Below are 20,340 nucleotides of genomic sequence, written 5' to 3'. Positions count from 1 at the left end.
AAGTCACCCGGCCATTGTGAACGCCGCCCTTTATTCCTTAAAGTTATTTGTGGAAATTTATGTATTCGATTTCATAATATATAAGCACTAGCCCAGCACAAACGCGCAGGGCCCGCTTTCGCGGGCCCTGCGTTGCGTCACCCGGGGGTGGCGCCCATCAAGATCGGTGACGAATCAGCCGATGACCTTGATGTTGGAAGCCTGGAGGCCTTTCTTGCCCTGAGTGACGTCGAAGGAGACCTTCTGACCGTCCTGGAGGGACTTGAAGCCGTCAGCCTGAATCTCGGAGAAGTGCGCGAACAGGTCGTCGCCGCTGTCGTCCGGAGAGATGAAGCCGAAGCCTTTAGTGTCGTTGAACCACTTGACAGTACCGGTAGCCATTATCGAATTCCTCGAATAGCGTTTGATTTGCCGGGAAATACCCGAGTTGCAGTGGGTAAAACAAGAAACTTTCACCGGGAAATCGACGCCATGAGCCTTCGATGACCACTTGCGATGTTCCACTTGCTAACCAACTGCGCACAGCTTGCGCCCTTCTCGGGCGCAGGTCAAACACTATTTGCACCCTGTGACAAGAAAGTTACTCCCCGGCCAGCAGCCACCCGGCCGCCTTCTCGGCGATCATCAGGGTCGGGGAATTGGTGTTGCCGCTGGTGATGGTCGGCATCACGCTGGCATCCACCACCCGCAGGCCCTGGACCCCGCGCACCCGCAGACGCGCATCCACCACCGCCATGGGGTCGTCGTCGCGCCCCATCTTGGCCGTCCCCACCGGGTGGAAGATGGTGGTGCCGATATCGCCGGCCAGGCGGGCCAGGTCGTCGTCGCTCTGGTACTCCAGCCCCGGCTTGACCTCCTCGGGGCGATACTTGGCAAAGGCCGGCTGCTCGGCGATGCGTCGGGTGACCCGCAGGGAGTCCGCCGCCACCTGGCGATCCTCCGGGGTGCTCAGGTAGTTGGGGGCGATGGCCGGCGCCTGGCGCGGGTCGCGGCTGGTGATGCGCACCGTGCCACGGCTGGTGGGATTGAGGTTGCACACGCTCGCGGTGATCGCCGGGAAGGTGTCCAGGGGCTGGCCGAAGGCGGGCAGGCTCAGCGGCTGGACATGGTACTCGATGTTGGGGTGCGCCATCTCCTCACTGCTGCGGGTGAAGGCGCACAGCTGTGAAGGCGCCATGCTCATCGGGCCGGAGCGCTTGAGCGCATACTCCAGGCCGATCTTGGCCTTGCCCACCAGGGAGTTGGCCATGGTGTTGAGGGTCTTGGCCCCGGTGACGCGATAGACCGAGCGGATCTGCAGGTGGTCCTGGAGGTTCTCTCCCACGCCGGGCAGCTCGGCCACCAGCGGAATCTCGTGCTCGGCGAGCAGGTCGGCCGGGCCGATGCCCGAGAGCTGCAGCAGCTGGGGCGAGCCGATCGCCCCGGCAGCCAGGATCACCTCGCGCCCGGCGCGCACCAGGACCTCCTCGCCGCCATGGTCCACGCGCACGCCGGTGCAGCGCGGTTCGCCATCCGCCCTGTCAAAGTCGAGCCCCAGTACCTGGCTGGAGTGCCACAGGGTGAAGTTGCCGCGCTTCTCGCACGTCGGGCGCAGGAAGGCCTTGGCCGCATTCCAGCGCCAGCCGCTGCGCTGGTTGACCTCGAAGTAGTCGACCCCCTCGTTGTCGCCGCGGTTGAAGTCGCGGGTACGCGGAATGCCGGCCTCCACGGCGGCGGTGGCGAAATCGTCGAGCACCTGCCATTTGAGGCGCTGCTTCTCGACCCGCCACTCACCGCCACGGCCATGGAAGTCACGGTGGGGGGCATCGGCATCACCTCCCGCATCCAGGCGATAGTGGTCTTCGTGTTTCATGAAGTCCGGCAGGCAGTTCTCCCAGCGCCAGGCGTCATCGCCGGTGAGTTCGGCCCAGCCGTCGTAGTCGCGGGCCTGGCCGCGGATATAGAGCATGCCGTTGATGCTCGAGCAGCCGCCCAGGGTCTTGCCCCGCGGGTAGATAAGCGAGCGACCGTTGAGGCCGGGGTCGGGCTCGGTGCGAAAGCGCCAGTCGGTGCGGGGGTTGTCGATGCAGTAGAGGTAGCCCACCGGGATGTGGATCCAGTGGTAGTTGTCGCGGCCGCCCGCCTCGATCAGCAGCACCCGGTTGGCCGGATCGGCGCTGAGGCGGTTGGCCAGCAGGCAGCCGGCGGTGCCGGCCCCCACGATGATATAGTCGAATTCCTGCTCTGCCATGGTGTGTTCTCACTGCGGCAAATGGTGGCTCATACTGCTTCTTGCGCAAACTGGCATGAGCCCTGGTTGAGGCTGAGAACTTATTGTGGGAGCTGGGCTTTGCCCGGCGAATGGAGGCCGAAGGACTCCTGGCGGAAGATGCCAACCTCACCAACACCGCCGGGGCGCCTGCGGCGCCTTCGCCCGGCAGAGCCGGCCTCCCACGAAACTCAGAGCCGGCTTCCCACAACGGCCCCGCCTGCAAGTCGATGCGCCATGCTCCATTACTTATGCGTCGGCATGGCAAACTCGGCGCCGGCGTTGATCGAGTCGGACCAGCGCTGCATGATCGACTTTTGCTTGGTGTAGAAGCGCACCCCCTCCTCGCCGTAGGCGTGGGTGTCACCGAACATCGAGCGCTTCCAGCCGCCGAAGCCGTGCCAGGCCATGGGCACCGGGATCGGCACGTTGATGCCCACCATGCCCACCTGGATGCGGCGGCCGAACTCGCGAGCCACGCTGCCGCTCTCGGTGAAGCAGCTCACGCCGTTGCCGAACTCGTGGTCGTTGATCAGCTGGATGGCCGTGGCGATATCGGGCACCCGCACGCAGGCGAGCACCGGACCGAAGATCTCCTCCTTGTAGATGGTCATCTCCGGGGTGACGCGGTCGAACAGCGAGCCGCCCATCCAGAAGCCCTCGGCGCAGCCCTCGCCGGCGCTCGCCGCATCGAAGTGCCGGCCGTCCACCACCAGCTCGGCGCCCTCGGCCACGCCTTTGTCGATATAGCCGGTGATGCGCTGATGGGCCTGGGCGGTGACGATGGGGCCCATCTCGGCGTCGAGCTCCATGCCGTTCTTGACCTTCAGGGCGCGGGCCCGCTCGGCCAGGCGTGGCACGATCTTATCGGCCACGTCGCCCACCAGCACCGCCACGCTGATCGCCATGCAGCGCTCGCCGGCGGAGCCGTAGGCGGCGCCGACCAGCGCATCGACGGCCTTGTCCAGGTCGGCATCGGGCATCACCACCATATGGTTCTTAGCCCCGCCGAGGGCCTGGACGCGCTTGCCGTGACGGGCGCCGCGCTCGTAGATCAGGTTGGCGATGGGCGTGGAGCCGACAAACGATAGCGCTTGCACCTCGGGATGGTCGATCAGCGCCTCGACGCTCTCCTTGTCGCCTTGCACCACGTTGAAGACACCGTCGGGCAGTCCGGCCCGCTTGAGCAGGTCGGCGATCAGCAGGGAGGCGCTGGGATCCAGCGGGCTCGGCTTGAGGATGAAGCTGTTCCCCGCGGCGATGGCGATGGGGAACATCCACATCGGCACCATGGCCGGGAAGTTGAAGGGGGTGATGCCGGCCACCACGCCCAGCGGCTGGCGCATCGTCCAGTTGTCGATGCCGGTGCTGACCTGCTCGGTGTAGTCGCCCTTGAGCAGCTGGGGAATGCCGCAGGCGAACTCGACGATATCGATACCGCGGGCCACTTCCCCCTGGGCGTCGGTGAACACCTTGCCATGCTCCTTGGTGATCGCCTCGGCCAGCTCATCCCGGTGGGCGTTGAGCAGCTCCAGGAACTTGAACATCACCCGAGCGCGGCGGATCGGCGGGGTGTCGGCCCAGGCCGGGAAGGCGGCGGAGGCCGCCGCCACAGCCGTGTCCACATCGGCCCCGGAGGCCAGGGCGACCCGGCCGGTCACCTGGCCGGTGGCCGGGTTGAAGACCTCCTGGCTCAGGCCGGACTCGCCTTCGGATATTTGCCCATTGATATAATGCGGGATCTGTCTTGCGCTCATGAGTGCCTCGCTGCCGTGATCGTTTCAGCGGCGCTAATGCCGCCAGTGGCTTTCCAGCCTAGCCTGACCGGCGCCAGGATCAATTGAGAAATGCAAAACCCATATATAAACTCTGCTTATATCACTTACCCACGAGCGCCCTATGCAGGATCTTCAAGCGCTGCGCGCCTTTGTCACCGTGGCCCGGGAGGGCAGCGTGTCCCGGGCCGCCGAACGGCTGCACCTGACCCAGCCGGCGGTGAGTCTGAAGCTCAAGCAGTTCCAGGCGAGCCTGGGTCTTACCCTGTTTCAGCGCCGCCCCAAGGGGCTCGCACTGACCGAGGATGGTCGAGCCCTGCTGTCCGCCGCCGAGAAGGCGCTGGCCGCCGTGGCCGCCTTCGAGCAGAGCGCCCGGGCGCTGCACAGCACCCTGCGCGGCCGCCTCAAGATCGGCACCATCGTCGACCCCGAGTTCATTCGCCTGGGCGCCTTTCTGCATCGCCTGGTGGAGCGCGCCCCGCAGCTCGAGACCGAACTCACCCACGGCATGAGCGGCACGGTGCTGGAGTGGGTGCGCCGGGGGGAGCTCGACGTGGGGTTCTTTCTGGCTCCGCCAGGCGAGGGGCCGGGTCTGGCGGATATCGCCTACCGCGAGCTGACGCAGTTTCACTATCACGTCATCGCCCCGGCCGGCTGGGGCGGCCGCCTGGCTGATACCGGCTGGCCCCAGCTGGCCGCCCTGCCCTGGATCGTCACGCCTGCGGCCTCGGTCCACCACCGGCTGCTGCATGGCGTGCTCGACCCGCTTGGCGTCACCGTCAACGGCGTCGCCCAGGTGGACCAGGAAGCCTGCATGCTCGACCTGGTACGGGCCGGCGTGGGGCTCAGCCTGGCCCGCGACGCCCTGGCCATGGCCGAGCGCCAGGAGCGCGGCCTGGTGGTAGCCGAGGGACTGCGGCTACCCTGCGCGCTCTGCTTCGTATGGCAGCAAAATCGCAGCGATGAGGCGGTGATCACCACCGCCCTAGAGGTACTGGCCAGCGTTTGGGGCCACGGCTAGCCGCGTGCCGACGCCTCGATGGCCACCTTGAGCACCCCGTCACGCTGGTGGGAGAAGAGGTCGTAGGCCTCGACGATCTCTTCGAGCCCATAGCGGTGCGTCACCAGGGGGCCAAGATCCAGGCGCTGGGTCTCGATCACCTGCATCAGGCGACGCATGCGCTCCTTGCCGCCCGGGCAGAGTGAGGTGATGATCCTGTGATCGCCCAAGCCGGCACAGAAGGCACCCAGCGGTATGCTGAGATCCTCGGAGTAGACCCCCAGGCTCGACAGGGTGCCGCCGGGCTTGAGCACCCGCAGGGCGTTCTCGAAGGTGGACTGCAGGCCCAGCGCCTCGATGGAGGCGTCGACGCCGCGGCCGCCGGTCAGCCGCAGGATCTCCTCCACCACATCCACCTTGCGGTAGTCGAGGGTGATATCGGCGCCCATCTGGCTGGCCATCTCGAGCCGCTCGTCGATGCCGTCCACGGCGATGATCAGCCCCGCCCCGCGCAGCCTGGCCCCGGCGGTGGCGCACAGGCCGATCGGCCCCTGGGCGAAGACCGCCACGCTGTCGCCGATCTTGATGCCCGCCGACTCGGCGCCGGCAAAACCGGTGGACATGATGTCGGGGCACATCAACACCTGCTCGTCGGTGAGTCCGTCCGGCACCGGCGCCAAGTTGGCCTGGGCATCCGGAACCCGCAGGTACTCCGCCTGGGCGCCGTCGATGGTGTTGCCGAAGCGCCAGCCGCCCATGGGCTTGTAGCCGTGGGCATGATGGCCACCGTCCTGGGCGCTGCAGCCGTCCTGACAGGCGTAGGAGGTGAAGCTCGGGCAGATGGCGCCGGCGATGACCCGCTGCCCTTCCCGGTATCCCTGAACGTTGGCACCCAGCTTCTCGATGACGCCCACCGGCTCGTGGCCGATGGTGAGCCCCCGCTCGACCGGATACTCGCCCTTGAGGATATGCACGTCGGTACCGCAGATAGTCGTGGTGGTGACGCGAATCAGGGCGTCGTTGGGGCCGATCTCGGGAATCGGCTTGTCGTCGATCTCGATACGACCCGGCTCAACGAAGATGGCGGCTTTCATCATGGCAGGCATGGCGGCTCCCCTGTGGCGACGCTGAGGGCCCGGAGGTGGGCACACATCAGGTTTGGCACAGCCGCCCGGAGCCTGCCTTGACGCAAGTCAACTCTCGAAACAAGACCGCGCCGGTGGCAGCCGGCGCGGTCTGGTCATGGCGTCTCTATCATGGCGTAGCAGCGAGGCCTTGCCTCACATCACCGGCACCCCGGTGATCCACACATGCAGATGGAAGGCGAAGAGATAGTAGAGCACCAGCCCCGCGACCACGGTGATGGCGGTTCCGGCCAGGCGCGGCTCGGTCACCGTCGGCTGCTGGGGGCGACGACGAGCGGAGCGGAAGTCGAACACGGCCCACGCCAGGAAGGCGCCGAAGAAGACGATATCGCCCAGTCGACCGTTGGCAAGCAGGTGGGAAAACGCCCAGAGCTTAACGGCGATGATCATCGGGTGGCCCAGCTTGACCTTGAGGTGGTTGCCGGGCACATAGGCCGCCACCAGCAGGATGAACGCGGGGATCATCAGCAGCGCCACGGCGTGACGCAGCCCCACCGGCGGAAACCAGACCCAGGTAGGGTCGAGACGCATCTGGCCATAGCCCCAGATGGCAATGGCCAGGCCGACGATCGAGGCGACGGAATACGCCGCCTTCCACGGCAACTCGCCCATGCGGCGAATCTGCTCGGTGCGCCAGTCGTCGGCAACGATGCGCACCGAGTGCACACCAAGAAAGATCAGCAGGCCTAGGATCATCACGGTCATGGTCGGGCTTCCTCTGCGGGTGGTTTCCAGGACAGGCAGCAGCTTAACCACCCCGGGGCTCCACACCAAGACCTGTGCACCCTTATCACGGTTGCCACCCGGCCGGCGAGACTCGACAATGGGGCCGCCACCCAGGCGAGCCAGCCCGGCCGGCGCACCGCGCACCGGTGCTGTTCTTCCCCCTTCAGCCGCAGGACACAGGGACACCATGCAGCGCATCGAGATCACCTACGAACAGGTGGCCGCCGCCGCCGAGAACCTGACGGCCAAGGGCATTTCCCTCACCCTGCAGCGCATCGGCGAACACCTCGGCGGCGGTTCGCCAAATGCCATTCAGCGCCATCTCGCCGCCTGGCGCGGCAAGCAGCCCCCGGCCAAGCGCCCCGCCCCCACGCTGCCCGACGCCCTGGTGACGGCGCTGACCGAAGAGCTCCAGCGCCAGACGCTGGCCGCCCATGGCGAAGCCGACCAGGCGATTCAGGAAGCCCGCAGCGACGCCACCACCCTGGCGGAGCTAGGCGAAGAACTGGAGACCCGCGTCGAGCAGCTGGCCAAGCGCCTCACCACCTCCGAACAGGCCCTGGAGCAAGCGGCGACCGAGCGCGATGCGCTCAAGGCCGAGCGCGACGATCTGCGCGGCGAGCTCAAGCAGGAGCGTCAGTCCCATCAGAAGGCCCGCGAGCAGGGCGTCAAGGCACAGCAGCAGGTCGAGATGCTCACCGCCCAGCTGGAGGAGGCCCGACAGGCCCGACTGGTGGCCGAGCGAGCCACCCAGACCGCCCAGACGGCCCTGACCAAGGCCGAGCGCCATCAGGCGGTGGCGGAAGCACAGCGCGATGCCGCCCTCGAGCAGGCCCACGACCGGGCCCGGCAGGTGGAGCAGCACCGCCAGGCGCTGCAGGCCGAGCAGACCCGGCATCGCAAGGAGATCGAAAACATGCGCGCCGGGCAGAAGTCGCGCCTGGAAGACGTCGAGCGTGCCCGCAAGGAGGCCATGGATCAGGCGCAGAAGGCGACCCAGCGCGCCTCCAAGGCCGAAATCCGTGCCGAGGCCCTGGAGGCCACCCTGTCCGCGCTCAAGTCGCGCCTGGATGCGCTGCAGGTCCAGCAACGCCAGCAGCCGCTGGCTGGCAAGCAGACCGGCGCTCCCCGCCAAGAGAGCTGAGCGCCCCACTCCGCTTCCCTCGTACCGCTCCCCGGCCGCCGGCGGCTTGTCGTCGCGCCATCGGCGACCTACTATGGTAACGTTCCCATAGTGTAGGACCCGCGATGGCCCCTTCCCCCCGCGCCGTTCCACCATTCACGAAGTCGCCCGCGATGCCGGCGTCTCCAAGACCAGCGTGTCGCGCTACTTCGGCAACGAACGCGAGCGGCTCTCACCGGCGCTACGAGAGCGCATCGCCACTGCCGCCCGGCGGCTCGGCTATCGCCCCAACCAGATAGCCCGTGGCCTCAAGGGCGGCCGCTCGAAGCTGATCGGCATGCTGGTGGCCGACATCCGCAACCCCTTCTCGGTGGCGGTGATGCACGGCGTCGAGCAGGCCTGTCGCGAGCGGGGCTATTCGCTGCTGGTATGCAACACCGACAACGATGCCGCTCAGGAGCGCACACACCTGGCGCTGATGACCTCGTATCGGGTCGAAGGGCTGGTGATCAACGCCGCCGGCAGCCCCGACCGAGAGCTGCAGGCGCTGATCGACCAGGGCACGCCACTGGTGCTGCTCGACCGCGAGCTGGGGGCCGTTGCGGCCGACCTGGTGGGGCTCGACAACGAACGCGCCATCGACATGGCCCTCGACCACCTCCAGGCCCAGGGCTACCGCGAGCTGCTCTATATCGGCCAGGCTCCCGAGCACGCCAGCTCGCGCCGGGCTCGTCTGGTGCGCTTCCAGCGAGGCCTCACCGCCCGAGGCCTGCAGGGGATCACGCACTGCCTGAGCGCCGAGGAGGCGTCACTGGACGAGGCCATCGGCAATTTTCTGAAGCAACCGGAGAGCGTCCCGCGGGCGCTGCTGTGCGCCAACGGCAACGCCACCCTGGCCGCCGCCCGGGCCCTGAGGGCTCTCTCCGTGCGCCTGGGCGAAACGGGTCTGCTGGGCATCGACGAGCTCGACTGGTGCGGCCTGGTGGAGCCCGGCGTCACCACCCTGGCCCAGCCCACCGAGGCCATCGGCCGCGCCGCCGTCGAGAATCTGCTTCAACGCCTGGAGACCGATCAGCGGCAGGCACCACCGCGTCGTACCCTCTATCAGGCAGAGCTGATTTCCCGAGGATCCACGCGCCTCCCTACCCACTCTCCGTCCCAGGAGCCAACATGAGCGACACGCCAACACCCCCCGAGATTCTCACCTTCGGCGAGCCCATGACGATGTTCGTCGCCCAGTCCAGCGGCGAGCTGGCCGAGGTCGAGCACTTCCAGCGCCGAATCGCCGGGGCCGATACCAACGTGGCCATCGGCCTGGCGCGCCTGGGGTTCCGGGTCGGCTGGTTGAGCCGGGTCGGCCAGGACAGTTTCGGCACCTTCATTCGCCGCACCCTGGAAGCCGAGGGGCTGGACTGCCGGCACCTGAAGGTGGACCCGGACCATCCCACCGGCCTGGTCTTCAAGGAGCGCGCCGAAGGCGGAGCCGACCCCCGGGTCGAATACTTCCGCCGCGGCAGTGCGGCCAGCCATCTGGCACCGGCCGATGCCGCGGATGTCGACTTTTCGGCCCTGCGCCATCTGCACGCCACCGGGATCCCGCCGGCGCTCTCCCCCAGCGCCCGGGAGCTCTCTCGGCAGATGCTGGAACAGGCACGCAGCGCCGGGGCCAGCATCTCCTTCGACCCCAACCTGCGCCCCAGCCTGTGGAAGAGCGAGGCCGAGATGCGCGATACCCTCAACGACCTGGCCGGCCACTGCGACTGGGTGCTCCCGGGACTGGCCGAGGGCCGCCTGCTCACCGGACGCGATACCCCCGAGGCGATCGCCGATTTCTACCTCGAGCAGGGCGCGTCGGCGGTGATCATCAAGCTCGGCCCTGAGGGCAGCTACTATCGCGGCAACCTCGCCGGCAAGGAGGAGAGCATCACCGTGCCGGGCTTCACAGTGGCCGAGGTGGTCGACACGGTGGGCGCTGGCGACGGCTTCGCCGTAGGGGTGGTGAGCGCCCTGCTCGATGGCCGCCCCCCCCGCGAGGCGGTGCGCCGCGGCAACCTGGTCGGCTCACTGGCCGTCCAGGTGGTGGGCGATATGGAGGGCCTGCCCCTTCGCCCGCGGCTGAACGAACTGGAAGCCAACCTGGACTGAGGAGATTCCCATGCGCAAGCGTATCCTGGCCTATGGCCGCCTCAACGACGACCAGCTCGCCGAGCTTTCCCGCGACTTCGAGGTGCAAGTCTTCAGGGGACTCGATACGACCGAGGACCCCGCTTTCCAAGCCGCCCTGAAAGACGCCCACGCCCTGATCGGCTCGAGTCTTGCCATCACCCCGGAAAGGCTCGATGCGGCGCCGAACCTGGAGGTAATCGCCAGCATCTCGGTGGGCGTCGACAACTATCCGGTGGACGAGCTGACCCGCCGCGGCATCCTGCTCTGCAACACCCCCGACGTACTCACCGAAACCACCGCCGACACCGGCTTCGCGCTGATCATGGCCACCGCCAGGCGCGTCGTCGAGCTTGCCGACTTCGTCCGGCGTGGCGACTGGCAGGCGAGTATCGGCCCCGAGCACTTCGGCAGCGACGTGCACGGCAAGACCCTGGGCATGGTGGGGTTCGGGCGCATCGGCGCCGCCGTGGCCCGCCGCGGGGCCCTCGGCTTCGGCATGAAGGTGCGCTATGCCAACGCCTCGCCCAAGCCGGACCTGGAAGCGGAGCTGGGCGCCGTGCACTGCGAGCTCGACGACCTGCTGGCCACGGCAGACTTCATCTGCGTCACCGTCCCACTCACCGCCGAGACCGAGCATCTGATCGGCGAGCACGAGTTCGCCCGCATGAAGCCCTCGGCGATCTTCATCAATATCGCCCGGGGCAAGGTGGTCCACGAGGCGGCGCTGATCGAGGCCCTGGAGATGGGGCGAATCCGCGCCGCCGGCCTCGACGTCTTCGAGCAGGAGCCGCTGTCGCCGGAGTCGCCGCTACCGCATATGCCCAACGTGGTGGCGCTGCCGCACATCGGCTCGGCCACCCATGAGACGCGCACCGCCATGGCCCAGCGTGCCGTGGACAACCTCTGCCTAGCGCTCCAGGGCAAGCGCCCCATCAGCCCAGTCAACGCAGAGGCCTGGTGGCCGACCCAGGACGAATGACACCACCTTAGACGAAAGGCTATTGGCAAGGTGACGTAGCAGCCTCTAACTTTTAGACCAGTCTAAAAACAATGCCGCCCCGACAAGGAGCCCGCCCATGGCCCGCGACCCAGCGCCCCGCCGCAGACAGCGTGAATCCGGCAGCGTCACGCTGCAGGACATCGCCGAGCATGCCGGCGTATCACGCGCCACCGTGTCGCTGGTGCTGCGCGAGAGCCCCTTGGTTGCCGAACAAACCCGAAGCAAGGTGCAGCGTTCCATCAAGGCGCTTGGCTATGTCTATAACCGCGGGGCGGCAGCGCTGCGCGGTAGCCGTACCGCGACACTGGGGGTGGTGGTCTACGACATCACCAACCCTTTCTTCGGGGCCATGGTGGCGGGCATCGATGCGGCACTCAATCGCCAAGGCTATGTCGCCTTCCTCGCCAATAGCGAGGACTCCCCGGAGCGTCAGCAGCGCTTTCTGGAACGCATGCGGGAACACCGGGTCGACGGCATCCTGCTATGCCCCGCGGAAGGCACCTCGCCCACGCTGGTCGAGACGCTGACCGAGTGGCGAATGCCCTGCATTCAGTTACTTCGCCATATCGGAACGCCCCCCTTCGACTATGCCGGCACCGATTTCCAGCACGCGGTCTGCCTGGCCATGGACCACCTGGTGGCGCTGGGCCACCGGCGGATCGCCTATCTCGGCGGCCATATCGAGCACTCGGCCACCCAAGAACGCTGGCAGGGTTATCGCGACGCCCTGCAGCGTCATGACCTGGACTACCAGCGCCTGCTGCGCGCCAAGGTGACACGCCGCCAGGGTTTCGAGCTGATCCAGCAGCTGATGGCGGAGTCACCTCCCCCCAGCGCCGTTGTCTGCCACAACGACCTGGTCGCCTTCGGGGCCATGCTGGGGCTCAAGCGCATGGGGCTCGTGCCGGGCCGCGACTGCGCGGTCATCGGCACGGATGACGTCGAAGAAGCCGCCCTCAGCGACCCGGCACTGACCAGCGTTGCCACCCATCCCTACGCCATCGGCGAGGAAGCGGCGAGGCTTGCCTTGCGGCGTATCGCTCATCCCGACGGGGCACGGGAACAGGTCGTGCTGTCGCCCCAGCTCAAGATGCGCGACTCATGCGGTGCCAGCCTGACGGCGTCCTCGCGGCTCGCACCGACACTCTGATGTGGCCCTTGCCACATCGACGCCAGCCACCCTGGTTTTGCGCAGGGTGCCAACAACAATAGGTGTACTATGACTCATGAACGGATCGCTTCACTCCGCCACCCTCTTCGTCCCTTGGCCCGCGGCCTGCTGGCGGGCGCTGTCATGACCGCCTCTCTGGGCATGGCCGGCACCGCCCAGGCTTTGGAGCTACGCTTCGGCCACGGGGGGACCGAAGACACGGCCTACCATCTGGGCGCAGAGCGCTTCAAGGCGCTGTTGGCCGAGAAGAGCGACGGCAACATCGACGTCACCATCCTCGGCAATAGCGTGCTGGGCCACGAAACCGAAATGTTCGAGCAGCAGATGGCCGGCGCGCTGGACATCTCGATCATCAATCCGGGACTGATCACCGACTTCTCACCCTCCGCCAACGTCTTCTCGATCCCCTTCCTGTACCGCGACGAGGCCCACTGGCAGACGGTACTCGACGGCGAGGTGGGACGTGCCATTGCCGACCAGATCACTGCCGAGACCGATGTCCGGGTACTCGCCTTCTATGGGGGCGGCAAGCGCCAGATCGTCAGCAGTCAGCCGCTAGAGAGCCTCGACGATCTGTCAGGGCTGCAGATTCGCACCAACCCCACGCGGCCGCTGATCACTGCCTGGGAGGCCCTGGGCGCCGACCCGACGGTCATGGAGTGGAGCGAAATCTATACAGGCCTGCAGCTGGGGGCCATCGATGGGCTGCTCAACGAGGCCGAGTGGATCCATCGCATGCGCTTCCACGAGGTTGCCCCGCATATCGGGCTCTCCGAACACGACATTACCGTTCGCCTGCTGACCCTCTCCCAGGCCACCTGGGACCGCCTGGACGATACCCAGCGCGAGCAGATTATGGCGGCGGCAGCCGAGTCGGCCGACTATGCCCGAGAGGTCCAGCTCACCCAGGACGCCGAGGCCCTGGACCTGCTGGTCGATGAGGGTGCCACGCTCCATGAGATGGACCGCGAGACCATGATGGAGAGGGTCGCCGGGCCGCTGGAGGGCGTCATCAGCGACATGGGCCTCACCGAGCTCCACCAGATGATCGTCAACGCCGAATAAGGCCCTAGGCGCCTGTTGGATGTGACCGATTTCGCAGTGGATCAGCGCTACCTCCGACAGTCGCCCAGGTTCTGCCCGAACCATCGGCGAACGCCGCCCGTTTTCAGACAATGCCCAAGCCCCGGCCCGCTTCGGGCCGGGGCCATCAGCAAAGCCCTTCCTTCATTACACACGATCACAAGGTCATGCCATGTCCCGACTGCTCAATGGCCTGGCAAGCCTCAACCGAGCCCTGGAGCGTCTGCTGCACGTGGTGCTGCTAGCGCTGGTGCTCGGCTTCATCCTGCTGATCATCTATCAGGTGGTCAGTCGCAACCTGCCGTTTATGCCGCGCCTGTATTGGACAGAGGAGTTCAGTCGCTTCACCTTCCAGTGGATGGTCATGCTGGGTGCCGCCGTTGGCGTACTGCACGCCGATCATTTCGTGCTCGAGGCCTTCCCGCGCGGCTCGCGCGCCGACCTCGTCACTCGGGTGATCCGCGACCTCGCCTGCCTGGCAATAGGCCTGATCTTCGTCATCTATGGCAAGGACTTTGCCCAGTCGGGCCTGCGGCGCAGCGCCACCGCCTCCGGCCTCTCGATGGTCTACGTCTACTCCACCTTCATGGTCAGCGGCGTGTTCATCCTGCTATTCAGCGTCCAGCGCCTGCTGCACGCTGCGCTATACGGCATGGACGACATGGAGACTGCCCTCAACACCCCCAACGAGATCGACACGCTCGACGTCGATGAGCCCGACCAAACACCGCTCGAAGGCCTCGACAGGCGCCTGGACAGCGATCACTCCTCGAACGACAACGGGGGCACCCGCTCATGATGCCAACGGACTGGATGTTCCTGCTGCCCTGGCTGCTGTTTGGCCTCCTCGGGGTGCTGATCGTCGTGGGGGTTCCCATCGCCATGGCGCTGATCCTCACCGCCTTCAGCATGATCCTGCTTGACCCACGGCTGACCGCCTGGGTGATGTTCCAACGAATGTACAACGGCATGGACTCCTTCGTGCTGCTCGCCGTGCCGCTGTTCCTGCTGGCGGGCAACCTGATGAATGCCGCGCGCATCACCGACCGACTGATCACCCTGTGCATGCTGATGGTGGGCCACCTCAAGGGCGCCCTGGCACACGTCAACGTGCTGGTCAGCATGCTGTTCGCGGGCGTCTCCGGGTCCTCCACGGCCGACAGCGCCGGGGTTGGCACGGTGCTGATTCCGGCCATGAAGCGCGAAGGCTATCCAACAAACTTTGCCGTGGCGGTGACCGCCGCCTCCTCGGTGATGGGGATCATCATCCCTCCTTCGATCAACATGATCGTCTGGGGCGCCCTGACCAATACCTCCATTGCCGGCCTGTTCCTCGGCGGCATCCTGCCAGGCGTCATGATCGGCGTGGCGATGCTGAGCCTGAATATGCTTTTCGTACGCCGCTACAGCGTGCCGGTACGCAGGCGCGCCACCTTCAAGGAACTCGCGCACTCCGGCAAAGACGGCCTGATGGCGGCGGGCATCCCGGTGGTGATCATCGGCGGCATTACCCTGGGCATCGTCACCCCCACCGAAGCGGCGATGATCGCGGTACTCTATGCGCTTGCGCTGGGCTTCATCGTGTATCGCGAACTGCGGTTTCGCGACGTGCTGGAGGCTTCCACGGCTACCGTGCGGCTCTGCTCACTGTCGCTGTTCAGCCTGGTGGGGGCGGCAATCTTCGGCTATCTGATCAGCTTCTATCAGATTCCGCCTAAACTCATGGCCGGGGTCAATATCACCGACCCCATCGTGCTACTGCTGATCATGACCGTGGTAATGCTGATCATCGGTACCTTCATGGATTCGCTGCCGGCCATGGCGATCATGGCGCCCATCTTCCAGCCGCTGGCCATGCAGGCCGGCATTCACCCGGTGCACTTCGGGGTCATCGGCGTCATGGCGCTGGGGCTGGGGCTGATCACGCCTCCCTATGGGCTCTGCCTGATGATATCGGCCAAGATCGGCGGCATCCCCTTGCTCAAGGCGCTGGGCACCACCCTGCTCTACCTGCTGATCATGCTGGGGGTCATCCTGCTGCTGATCGTCTATCCCCAGTTGATCCTGGCCATTCCGCGCTTCCTGGTACCGGACTTTGTCTGAGCCAAGGACGTCATACCCCTGACACCGGCCCATGCCAGGCTGGACCGGTGTCCCTTCCCCCTGACGACGAGGTCGCCATGCCCCCTGCGCTCTGCCTGCTCTTCGACTCCGACGGCACCCTGGTCGACAGCGAGATTCTGCTCGCCGAGGTGATGGGCGAGATCCTGCCAACCTTCGGCCTGCCCTTCTCCGCCCGACAGTACATGGAGGAGTTTCGCGGCGTCCGCTTCAAGACCATCATCGAGGCCCTGGAGAGGCGCCATGGCGACCTGGAAGACGGACGCTTTCCGGTGATGGAAGCAACGATGCGCGACCAGATGGAGGTTCGTATGCGCGCCGAACTGCAGCCCATCGCCGGCATCCCGGCGGCGCTGGACGTCCTGGCCGTCCACCCCAAGGCGGTGGTCTCCAACGGCCCGGAGCGCAAGATCCGCTGCGCCATGGAGAGCAGCGGCCTCGCCCCCCACTTCGGCGACAAGTTGTTCAGCGCCTACACCCTGAACGTCTGGAAACCCGACCCTGACCTCTACCGCCAGGCCGCCGCGGCCATGGGCCAGCCACCCGAGCGCTGCGTGGTGATCGACGATGCGGCGGTGGGAGTAGAAGCCGGGCTCGCCGCCGGCATGCAGGTCGTGCACCTCAACCACTTCCCCGAGGAGGAGAGGACGCCCAAGGGCGCCATCGCCATCCGCCATGCCAGTGAGCTGCCCGGGGTCGTGGCCAGGCTGGCCGCCACCACGGCCTGAGTCGCTACCCCAGGGGCTCTTCCAGTCCCGCCACCGGCGCCGGCATGCCGAGCAGGCTGCCCGCCGCCGGCCAGCGCGCACGTCCCTCGCCATCCAGATGCTGGGTGGCGGTGGTGACGTAGAGCCTGCGCAGGTCAGCCCCGCCGAAAGCCAGCATGGTGGGGTGTGGGCACGGCACCTCGATCTCGGCCAGCAGCTCGCCCTCGGGCGAGAAGCGCACCACACGACCGCCGGCGTAAAGCGCACTCCAGTAGCAACCTTCGCTATCCACTGCCGCGCCGTCGGGCACGCCGGGTAGCCCCAGCGCCTCGAGGTCGACCCAGGTGTCGCCCTCTCCCAGCTCACCGCGCTCCACGTCGAAGGGGTAGCGCAGGATACGCCTTGTCAGCGAGTCGGTGTGGTAGAGCCAGCGCCGGTCGGGGCTGAAGGCCAAGCCGTTGGCGATGCCGATGCCCGACACACGGCGCTTGAGCTGCCCGCCGTCGAGGCAGTAGAGGGCCGCCGTGGGATGGGTCTCCTCGGCGTCGATGGTGCCGACCCACAAGCGCCCGGCGGGATCGCAGCGGCCGTCGTTGAAGCGGTTACCTTGCCCCGCCTGCCGCTCTTCGTTCACCTCTTTCTTCCACTCTGGATTGTCCGCCAGGCGTTCTAGCCGGCCGTCGAAGGGCAAACGCAGCCGCACGATTCCCGAGCTCATCGATGCCAGCAGCCCGTCTTCACACAGCGCAATGCAGCCGATCTTCTCATCCAAGCGGATCCTCTCCGGCGGCGCCTCACCGGCGGGCTGCCAGGCATAGATCGTGCCGCGATTGATATCCACCCAGTAGAGCGTCTGGCGCGCTACCGACCACAGCGGACTCTCGCCCAGGCTCATGTCCAGTGCGTGCACGATCTCGATGTCTTCTGCCGCCATCTCGCCTCTCCTCGGTTATTGCGTGTCGTGCCACTGCACCGGGCCAAACCGCCAGCGCTGCCGTAAACAGTCGCCGCTTGCCAGCTCGACCAGCCCCTCGCCGAGCGGGTCGTCGCAGTGGTGGGCATTGACGCTATGGCTGACCGGCTCGAAGCAGAAGAAGTCGGCGTCGCATCCCGGTGAAAAAACCAGGTAGCGGGATAGCCTCGGCGCCACGCTCACCGCCATGCCAAGCCTACGCTGCGGCCAGCACAGCTCGGTACGCCCGCGCCAGCCGGTGAACAGATTATCGATGCGCCCCTCGGGCAGCGCCGCCTGCTCGGCAAACTGCCAAGGGTCGTCGGCCGCCAGGGGCCGCCAATGGGTAGGCAGCTGATCGGCATCCACCTCCCAGACGCCGCTGGCCGGCGCCGATAGGCGCACGTCCGGCGTACGAGGAAACCAGGGATGCATGCCCACGCCGTAGGGAGTGGGCCGCAGGCCAAGGTGGGTCAGGGTTAGATCGACCACCAGGCTGGCGCCCTGCAGGCGGTAGTCGAGCACGGCCCGATAGTCGAAGGGTGGCTGCCAGGCCGAGTGCAGCGCGAGCCGGATCCTCTCTGGCGCCAGCGCCACCACCCGCCAGGGCTGCTGCCAGCCGTCGCCGTGGATCGGCAGCGGCTCGCCGGCCAGGTTGGCGGCTAGCGTATATTCCTGGCCACGCCAGGCGAAGCTGCCACCAGAGATACGGTTGGACCACGGCAGCAGCGGATACATGCCCATGCGGTTGGGGTCGTCATCCGCCCCTTCCCCGGGCCGAAAGAGTGGCACCGGGCCCGCCGCCGTCAGGGCGTCGAAACGCACCACGCAGGCGCCGTTGCCCGGCGCGACCACCAGCCTGAGGCGGCCGTTGTCGAGGGTCAGCGCCTCACACATCCACCCAGCCGCCTCCCGCCGCGGACGACGCCAGCGCACCGGTGATGAACTGCAGGCCGTCGACCCCATCCATCACGCCCGGGGTATTGGCCGCCAGCGCCGCGGCGGTGCGGTCGCCCTGGCGGGCACGAATCTGCTCGGCGAAGTCGGTGTAGAGCTGGGCGAAGGCCTCGAGGTAGCCCTCCGGGTGCCCGGGGGGAATGCGCGATGCCGCCAGCGCCGCCTCGCCGAGGCCCGGGCCGTTGCGGGTGAGGATCCGCGGCGGCTCGCCGAGCGGCGAGTGAATCAGCCGGTTGGGCGTCTCCTGGTGCCACTCCAGGCCGCCACGGCTGCCGTAGACCCGCAGCTTGAGGCCGTTCTCGTTGCCCGGCACCACCTGGCTCGACCACAGCATGCCACGCGCCCCGCCCTTGAAGCGCAGCATCATGTGCACGTTGTCGTCCAGGGCGCGGCCCTCGACGAAGGTGTGCATGTCCGCCGCCAGCGACTCGAGCTCGAGCCCGGTGACAAAGCGTGCCAGATGATAGGCGTGGGTGCCGATATCGCCCAGGCAGCCGGCCGGCCCGCTGCGGTGCGGGTCGGTACGCCACTCGGCCTGCTTGACGCCGCTCTCTTCCAGGCGGGTCGATAACCAATCCTGAGGGTACTCCACCTGCACCACCCTCAGCTCGCCCAGCTCACCGGCGGCGACCATGTCGCGGGCCTGGCGCACCAACGGATAGCCCGAGTAGTTGTGGGTCAGGCCGAAGAACAGCCCGCTGCGTTCGACCAGCGCGGCCAGCGTCTGGGCATCTTCCAGAGTGGTGGTCATCGGCTTGTCGCAGATCACGTGGATGCCCGCCTCGAGGAAGGTACGGGCCACGTCGAAGTGCAGATGATTGGGGGTGACGATGGCGACCACGTCGATGCCGTCCGGGCGCTGGCGCTCGGCTTCGGCCATGGCGCGATAGTCAGGGTAGGCACGCTCCTCGGCCACGTGCAGCTCCGCGGCCGCCGCGCGGCCGCGCTCGGGGTCGGAGGCGAAGGCCCCGGCCACCAGCTCGTAATGATCGTCGATTCGCGCGGCAATGCGATGCACGCCACCGATGAAGGCGCCCTGGCCGCCACCGACCATGCCCAGGCGCAGCCGGCGGGGAGTGTCGTGATGTTGGCTCATGTCGTTCTATCCTTCAGTCGAGGCCCAGCAAGCGACGGTTGGCCGCCTCGTCGGCGCCCCCATCGGCGAAGTCGTCGAAGGCTCGCTCGGTCACCTGGATGATATGGTCGCGAATGAAGGCGGCCCCTTCACGGGCACCGACCTCGGGGTGCTTGAGGCAGCACTCCCACTCCAGCACCGCCCAGCCGTGGTAGTCGTTGGCCGCCATCCACGAGAACATCGACTTGAAGTCGATCTGGCCGTCGCCCAGCGAGCGGAAACGCCCGGCCCGCTCGGTCCACGACTGGTAGCCGGAATAGACGCCCTGCTTGGGACTGGGATTGAACTCGGCATCCTTGACGTGAAACATCTGGATATGCTCGCGGTAGACGTCCAGGAAGCCCAGGTAGTCGAGCTGCTGCAGAATCAGGTGGCTAGGGTCGTAGAGGATATGGCAGCGCGGGTGATGGCCGACCCGTTCGAGAAACATCTCGAAGGTAATGCCGTCGTGCAGATCCTCGCCGGGGTGAATCTCATAGCAGAGGTTGACCCCGGCCTCGTCGAAGGCGTCGAGGATCGGCCGCCAGCGCTTGGCCAGCTCGTCGAAAGCGGTATCGATCAAGCCCGCCGGGCGCTGCGGCCAGGGGTAGAGGAACGGCCAGGCCAGCGAGCCCGAGAAGGTGCCGTGGTCGGTGAGGCCGAGGTTCTGCGAGGCCCTGGCGGCCAGCATCAGCTGCTCGACCGCCCACGCCTGGCGAGCCTGGGGATTGCCGCGCACCTCGGGTACCGCAAAGCCGTCGAAGACCTCGTCGTAGACTGGGTGCACGGCCACCAGCTGGCCCTGCAGGTGGGTGGAGAGTTCGGTCAACGACAGGCCGTGCTCGGCCAGCCTCCCCTTGATCTCGTCGCAGTAGGTGCGGCTCTCGGCGGCACGTTTCAGATCGATCAGGCGCGCATCCCAGCTGGGAATCTGCACGCCTTTATAGCCAAGCCCCGCTGCCCAGGCGGCGATGCCGTCGAGGCTGTTGAAGGGGGCGTCGTCACCGGCAAACTGAGCGAGGAAGATCGCCGGCCCTTTGATGGTTTGCATA

Annotated in this window: 19 protein-coding genes; 10 read left to right on the top strand and 9 right to left on the bottom strand. The window is 66.9% G+C overall.

From position 1 onward, the window contains the following. Positions 1 to 174: 174 nt before the first annotated feature. The 3 genes from ACZIYR_RS04610 to ACZIYR_RS04600 all read right to left on the bottom strand — a co-directional run bounded on the left by ACZIYR_RS04610 (position 175) and on the right by ACZIYR_RS04600 (position 4,005). Positions 175 to 381: a cold-shock protein gene (locus ACZIYR_RS04610; protein WP_238978801.1), complete on the bottom strand. Its 207-nt coding sequence runs from the start codon at positions 379 to 381 to the stop codon at positions 175 to 177. Between the two features lie 199 nt (positions 382 to 580). Beyond that, positions 581 to 2,230, bottom strand: coding sequence for a GMC family oxidoreductase (locus ACZIYR_RS04605; protein WP_483528371.1), 1,650 nt, complete (start codon positions 2,228 to 2,230; stop codon positions 581 to 583). 263 nt (positions 2,231 to 2,493) lie between these two features. Beyond that, positions 2,494 to 4,005, bottom strand: a complete 1,512-nt coding sequence (locus ACZIYR_RS04600; RefSeq protein WP_473032603.1) for a CoA-acylating methylmalonate-semialdehyde dehydrogenase — start codon at positions 4,003 to 4,005, stop codon at positions 2,494 to 2,496. Between the two features lie 142 nt (positions 4,006 to 4,147). Here ACZIYR_RS04600 and ACZIYR_RS04595 point away from each other — a divergent pair, with 142 nt between their 5' ends. Further along, entirely contained in the window at positions 4,148 to 5,044 is an 897-nt protein-coding gene (locus ACZIYR_RS04595; RefSeq protein ID WP_483528370.1) for a LysR family transcriptional regulator, read from the top strand. Here ACZIYR_RS04595 and ACZIYR_RS04590 read toward each other — a convergent pair. Together ACZIYR_RS04590 and ACZIYR_RS04585 are read right to left on the bottom strand one after the other, a co-directional pair. Then, positions 5,041 to 6,129, bottom strand: coding sequence for an NAD(P)-dependent alcohol dehydrogenase (locus tag ACZIYR_RS04590; protein ID WP_483528369.1), 1,089 nt, complete (start codon positions 6,127 to 6,129; stop codon positions 5,041 to 5,043). The two genes, ACZIYR_RS04595 and ACZIYR_RS04590, sit on opposite strands and share 4 nt — an antisense overlap. Positions 6,130 to 6,303: 174 nt before the next feature. Then, entirely contained in the window at positions 6,304 to 6,873 is a 570-nt protein-coding gene (locus tag ACZIYR_RS04585) for an NnrU family protein (protein WP_473032600.1), read from the bottom strand. 208 nt (positions 6,874 to 7,081) lie between these two features. Between ACZIYR_RS04585 and ACZIYR_RS04580 the strand changes: the two genes are divergently transcribed. The 9 genes from ACZIYR_RS04580 to ACZIYR_RS04540 all read left to right on the top strand — a co-directional run bounded on the left by ACZIYR_RS04580 (position 7,082) and on the right by ACZIYR_RS04540 (position 16,286). Continuing rightward, positions 7,082 to 8,038, top strand: a complete 957-nt coding sequence (locus ACZIYR_RS04580) for a DNA-binding protein (protein WP_483528368.1) — start codon at positions 7,082 to 7,084, stop codon at positions 8,036 to 8,038. 175 nt (positions 8,039 to 8,213) lie between these two features. Further along, entirely contained in the window at positions 8,214 to 9,191 is a 978-nt protein-coding gene (locus ACZIYR_RS04575; RefSeq protein WP_473032598.1) for a LacI family DNA-binding transcriptional regulator, read from the top strand. Next, positions 9,188 to 10,162, top strand: coding sequence for a sugar kinase (locus ACZIYR_RS04570; RefSeq protein ID WP_483528367.1), 975 nt, complete (start codon positions 9,188 to 9,190; stop codon positions 10,160 to 10,162). Before ACZIYR_RS04575 ends, ACZIYR_RS04570 begins: the two co-directional genes overlap by 4 nt. 10 nt (positions 10,163 to 10,172) lie before the next feature. Next, the gene (locus ACZIYR_RS04565) at positions 10,173 to 11,162 is read left to right on the top strand and encodes a 2-hydroxyacid dehydrogenase (RefSeq protein WP_483528366.1); all 990 of its coding nucleotides are present in this window, start codon (positions 10,173 to 10,175) and stop codon (positions 11,160 to 11,162) included. A gap of 97 nt (positions 11,163 to 11,259) precedes the next feature. Further along, on the top strand, positions 11,260 to 12,333 hold the full coding sequence (locus ACZIYR_RS04560; protein WP_483528365.1) for a LacI family DNA-binding transcriptional regulator: 1,074 nt from the start codon (positions 11,260 to 11,262) through the stop codon (positions 12,331 to 12,333). A 144-nt stretch (positions 12,334 to 12,477) separates the two neighbouring features. Next, positions 12,478 to 13,419 (top strand): TRAP transporter substrate-binding protein, encoded by a 942-nt coding sequence (locus ACZIYR_RS04555; RefSeq protein ID WP_483528364.1) that lies wholly within the window; start codon positions 12,478 to 12,480, stop codon positions 13,417 to 13,419. Positions 13,420 to 13,609: 190 nt separating this feature from the next. Further along, positions 13,610 to 14,236: a TRAP transporter small permease gene (locus ACZIYR_RS04550; RefSeq protein ID WP_483528363.1), complete on the top strand. Its 627-nt coding sequence runs from the start codon at positions 13,610 to 13,612 to the stop codon at positions 14,234 to 14,236. After that, entirely contained in the window at positions 14,233 to 15,540 is a 1,308-nt protein-coding gene (locus tag ACZIYR_RS04545; protein ID WP_483528362.1) for a TRAP transporter large permease, read from the top strand. The genes ACZIYR_RS04550 and ACZIYR_RS04545 overlap by 4 nt, the downstream gene beginning before the upstream one ends. 77 nt (positions 15,541 to 15,617) lie before the next feature. Continuing rightward, entirely contained in the window at positions 15,618 to 16,286 is a 669-nt protein-coding gene (locus tag ACZIYR_RS04540) for an HAD-IA family hydrolase (RefSeq protein WP_483528361.1), read from the top strand. Positions 16,287 to 16,290: 4 nt separating this feature from the next. Here ACZIYR_RS04540 and ACZIYR_RS04535 read toward each other — a convergent pair whose 3' ends face one another. From ACZIYR_RS04535 to ACZIYR_RS04520, 4 genes are read right to left on the bottom strand one after another with little or no spacing between them, the layout of a single operon-like run. Beyond that, positions 16,291 to 17,199, bottom strand: a complete 909-nt coding sequence (locus tag ACZIYR_RS04535) for an SMP-30/gluconolactonase/LRE family protein (RefSeq protein ID WP_483528360.1) — start codon at positions 17,197 to 17,199, stop codon at positions 16,291 to 16,293. A gap of 15 nt (positions 17,200 to 17,214) precedes the next feature. Further along, entirely contained in the window at positions 17,215 to 18,114 is a 900-nt protein-coding gene (locus ACZIYR_RS04530) for an aldose 1-epimerase (protein WP_483528359.1), read from the bottom strand. Next, the gene (locus ACZIYR_RS04525; protein WP_483528358.1) at positions 18,107 to 19,270 is read right to left on the bottom strand and encodes a Gfo/Idh/MocA family protein; all 1,164 of its coding nucleotides are present in this window, start codon (positions 19,268 to 19,270) and stop codon (positions 18,107 to 18,109) included. Before ACZIYR_RS04525 ends, ACZIYR_RS04530 begins: the two co-directional genes overlap by 8 nt. Positions 19,271 to 19,283: 13 nt before the next feature. Further along, positions 19,284 to 20,339 carry a sugar phosphate isomerase/epimerase family protein gene (locus ACZIYR_RS04520; protein ID WP_483528357.1) on the bottom strand — a complete coding sequence of 352 codons (1,056 nt, stop codon included), beginning with the start codon at positions 20,337 to 20,339 and terminating at the stop codon, positions 19,284 to 19,286. Position 20,340: the final 1 nt, after the last annotated feature.

The organism is Billgrantia sp. NRB1, from assembly GCF_056921725.1.
Note: the sequence above shows the minus strand (reverse complement) of the source record. Positions and strands in the feature narration are given on the sequence as shown.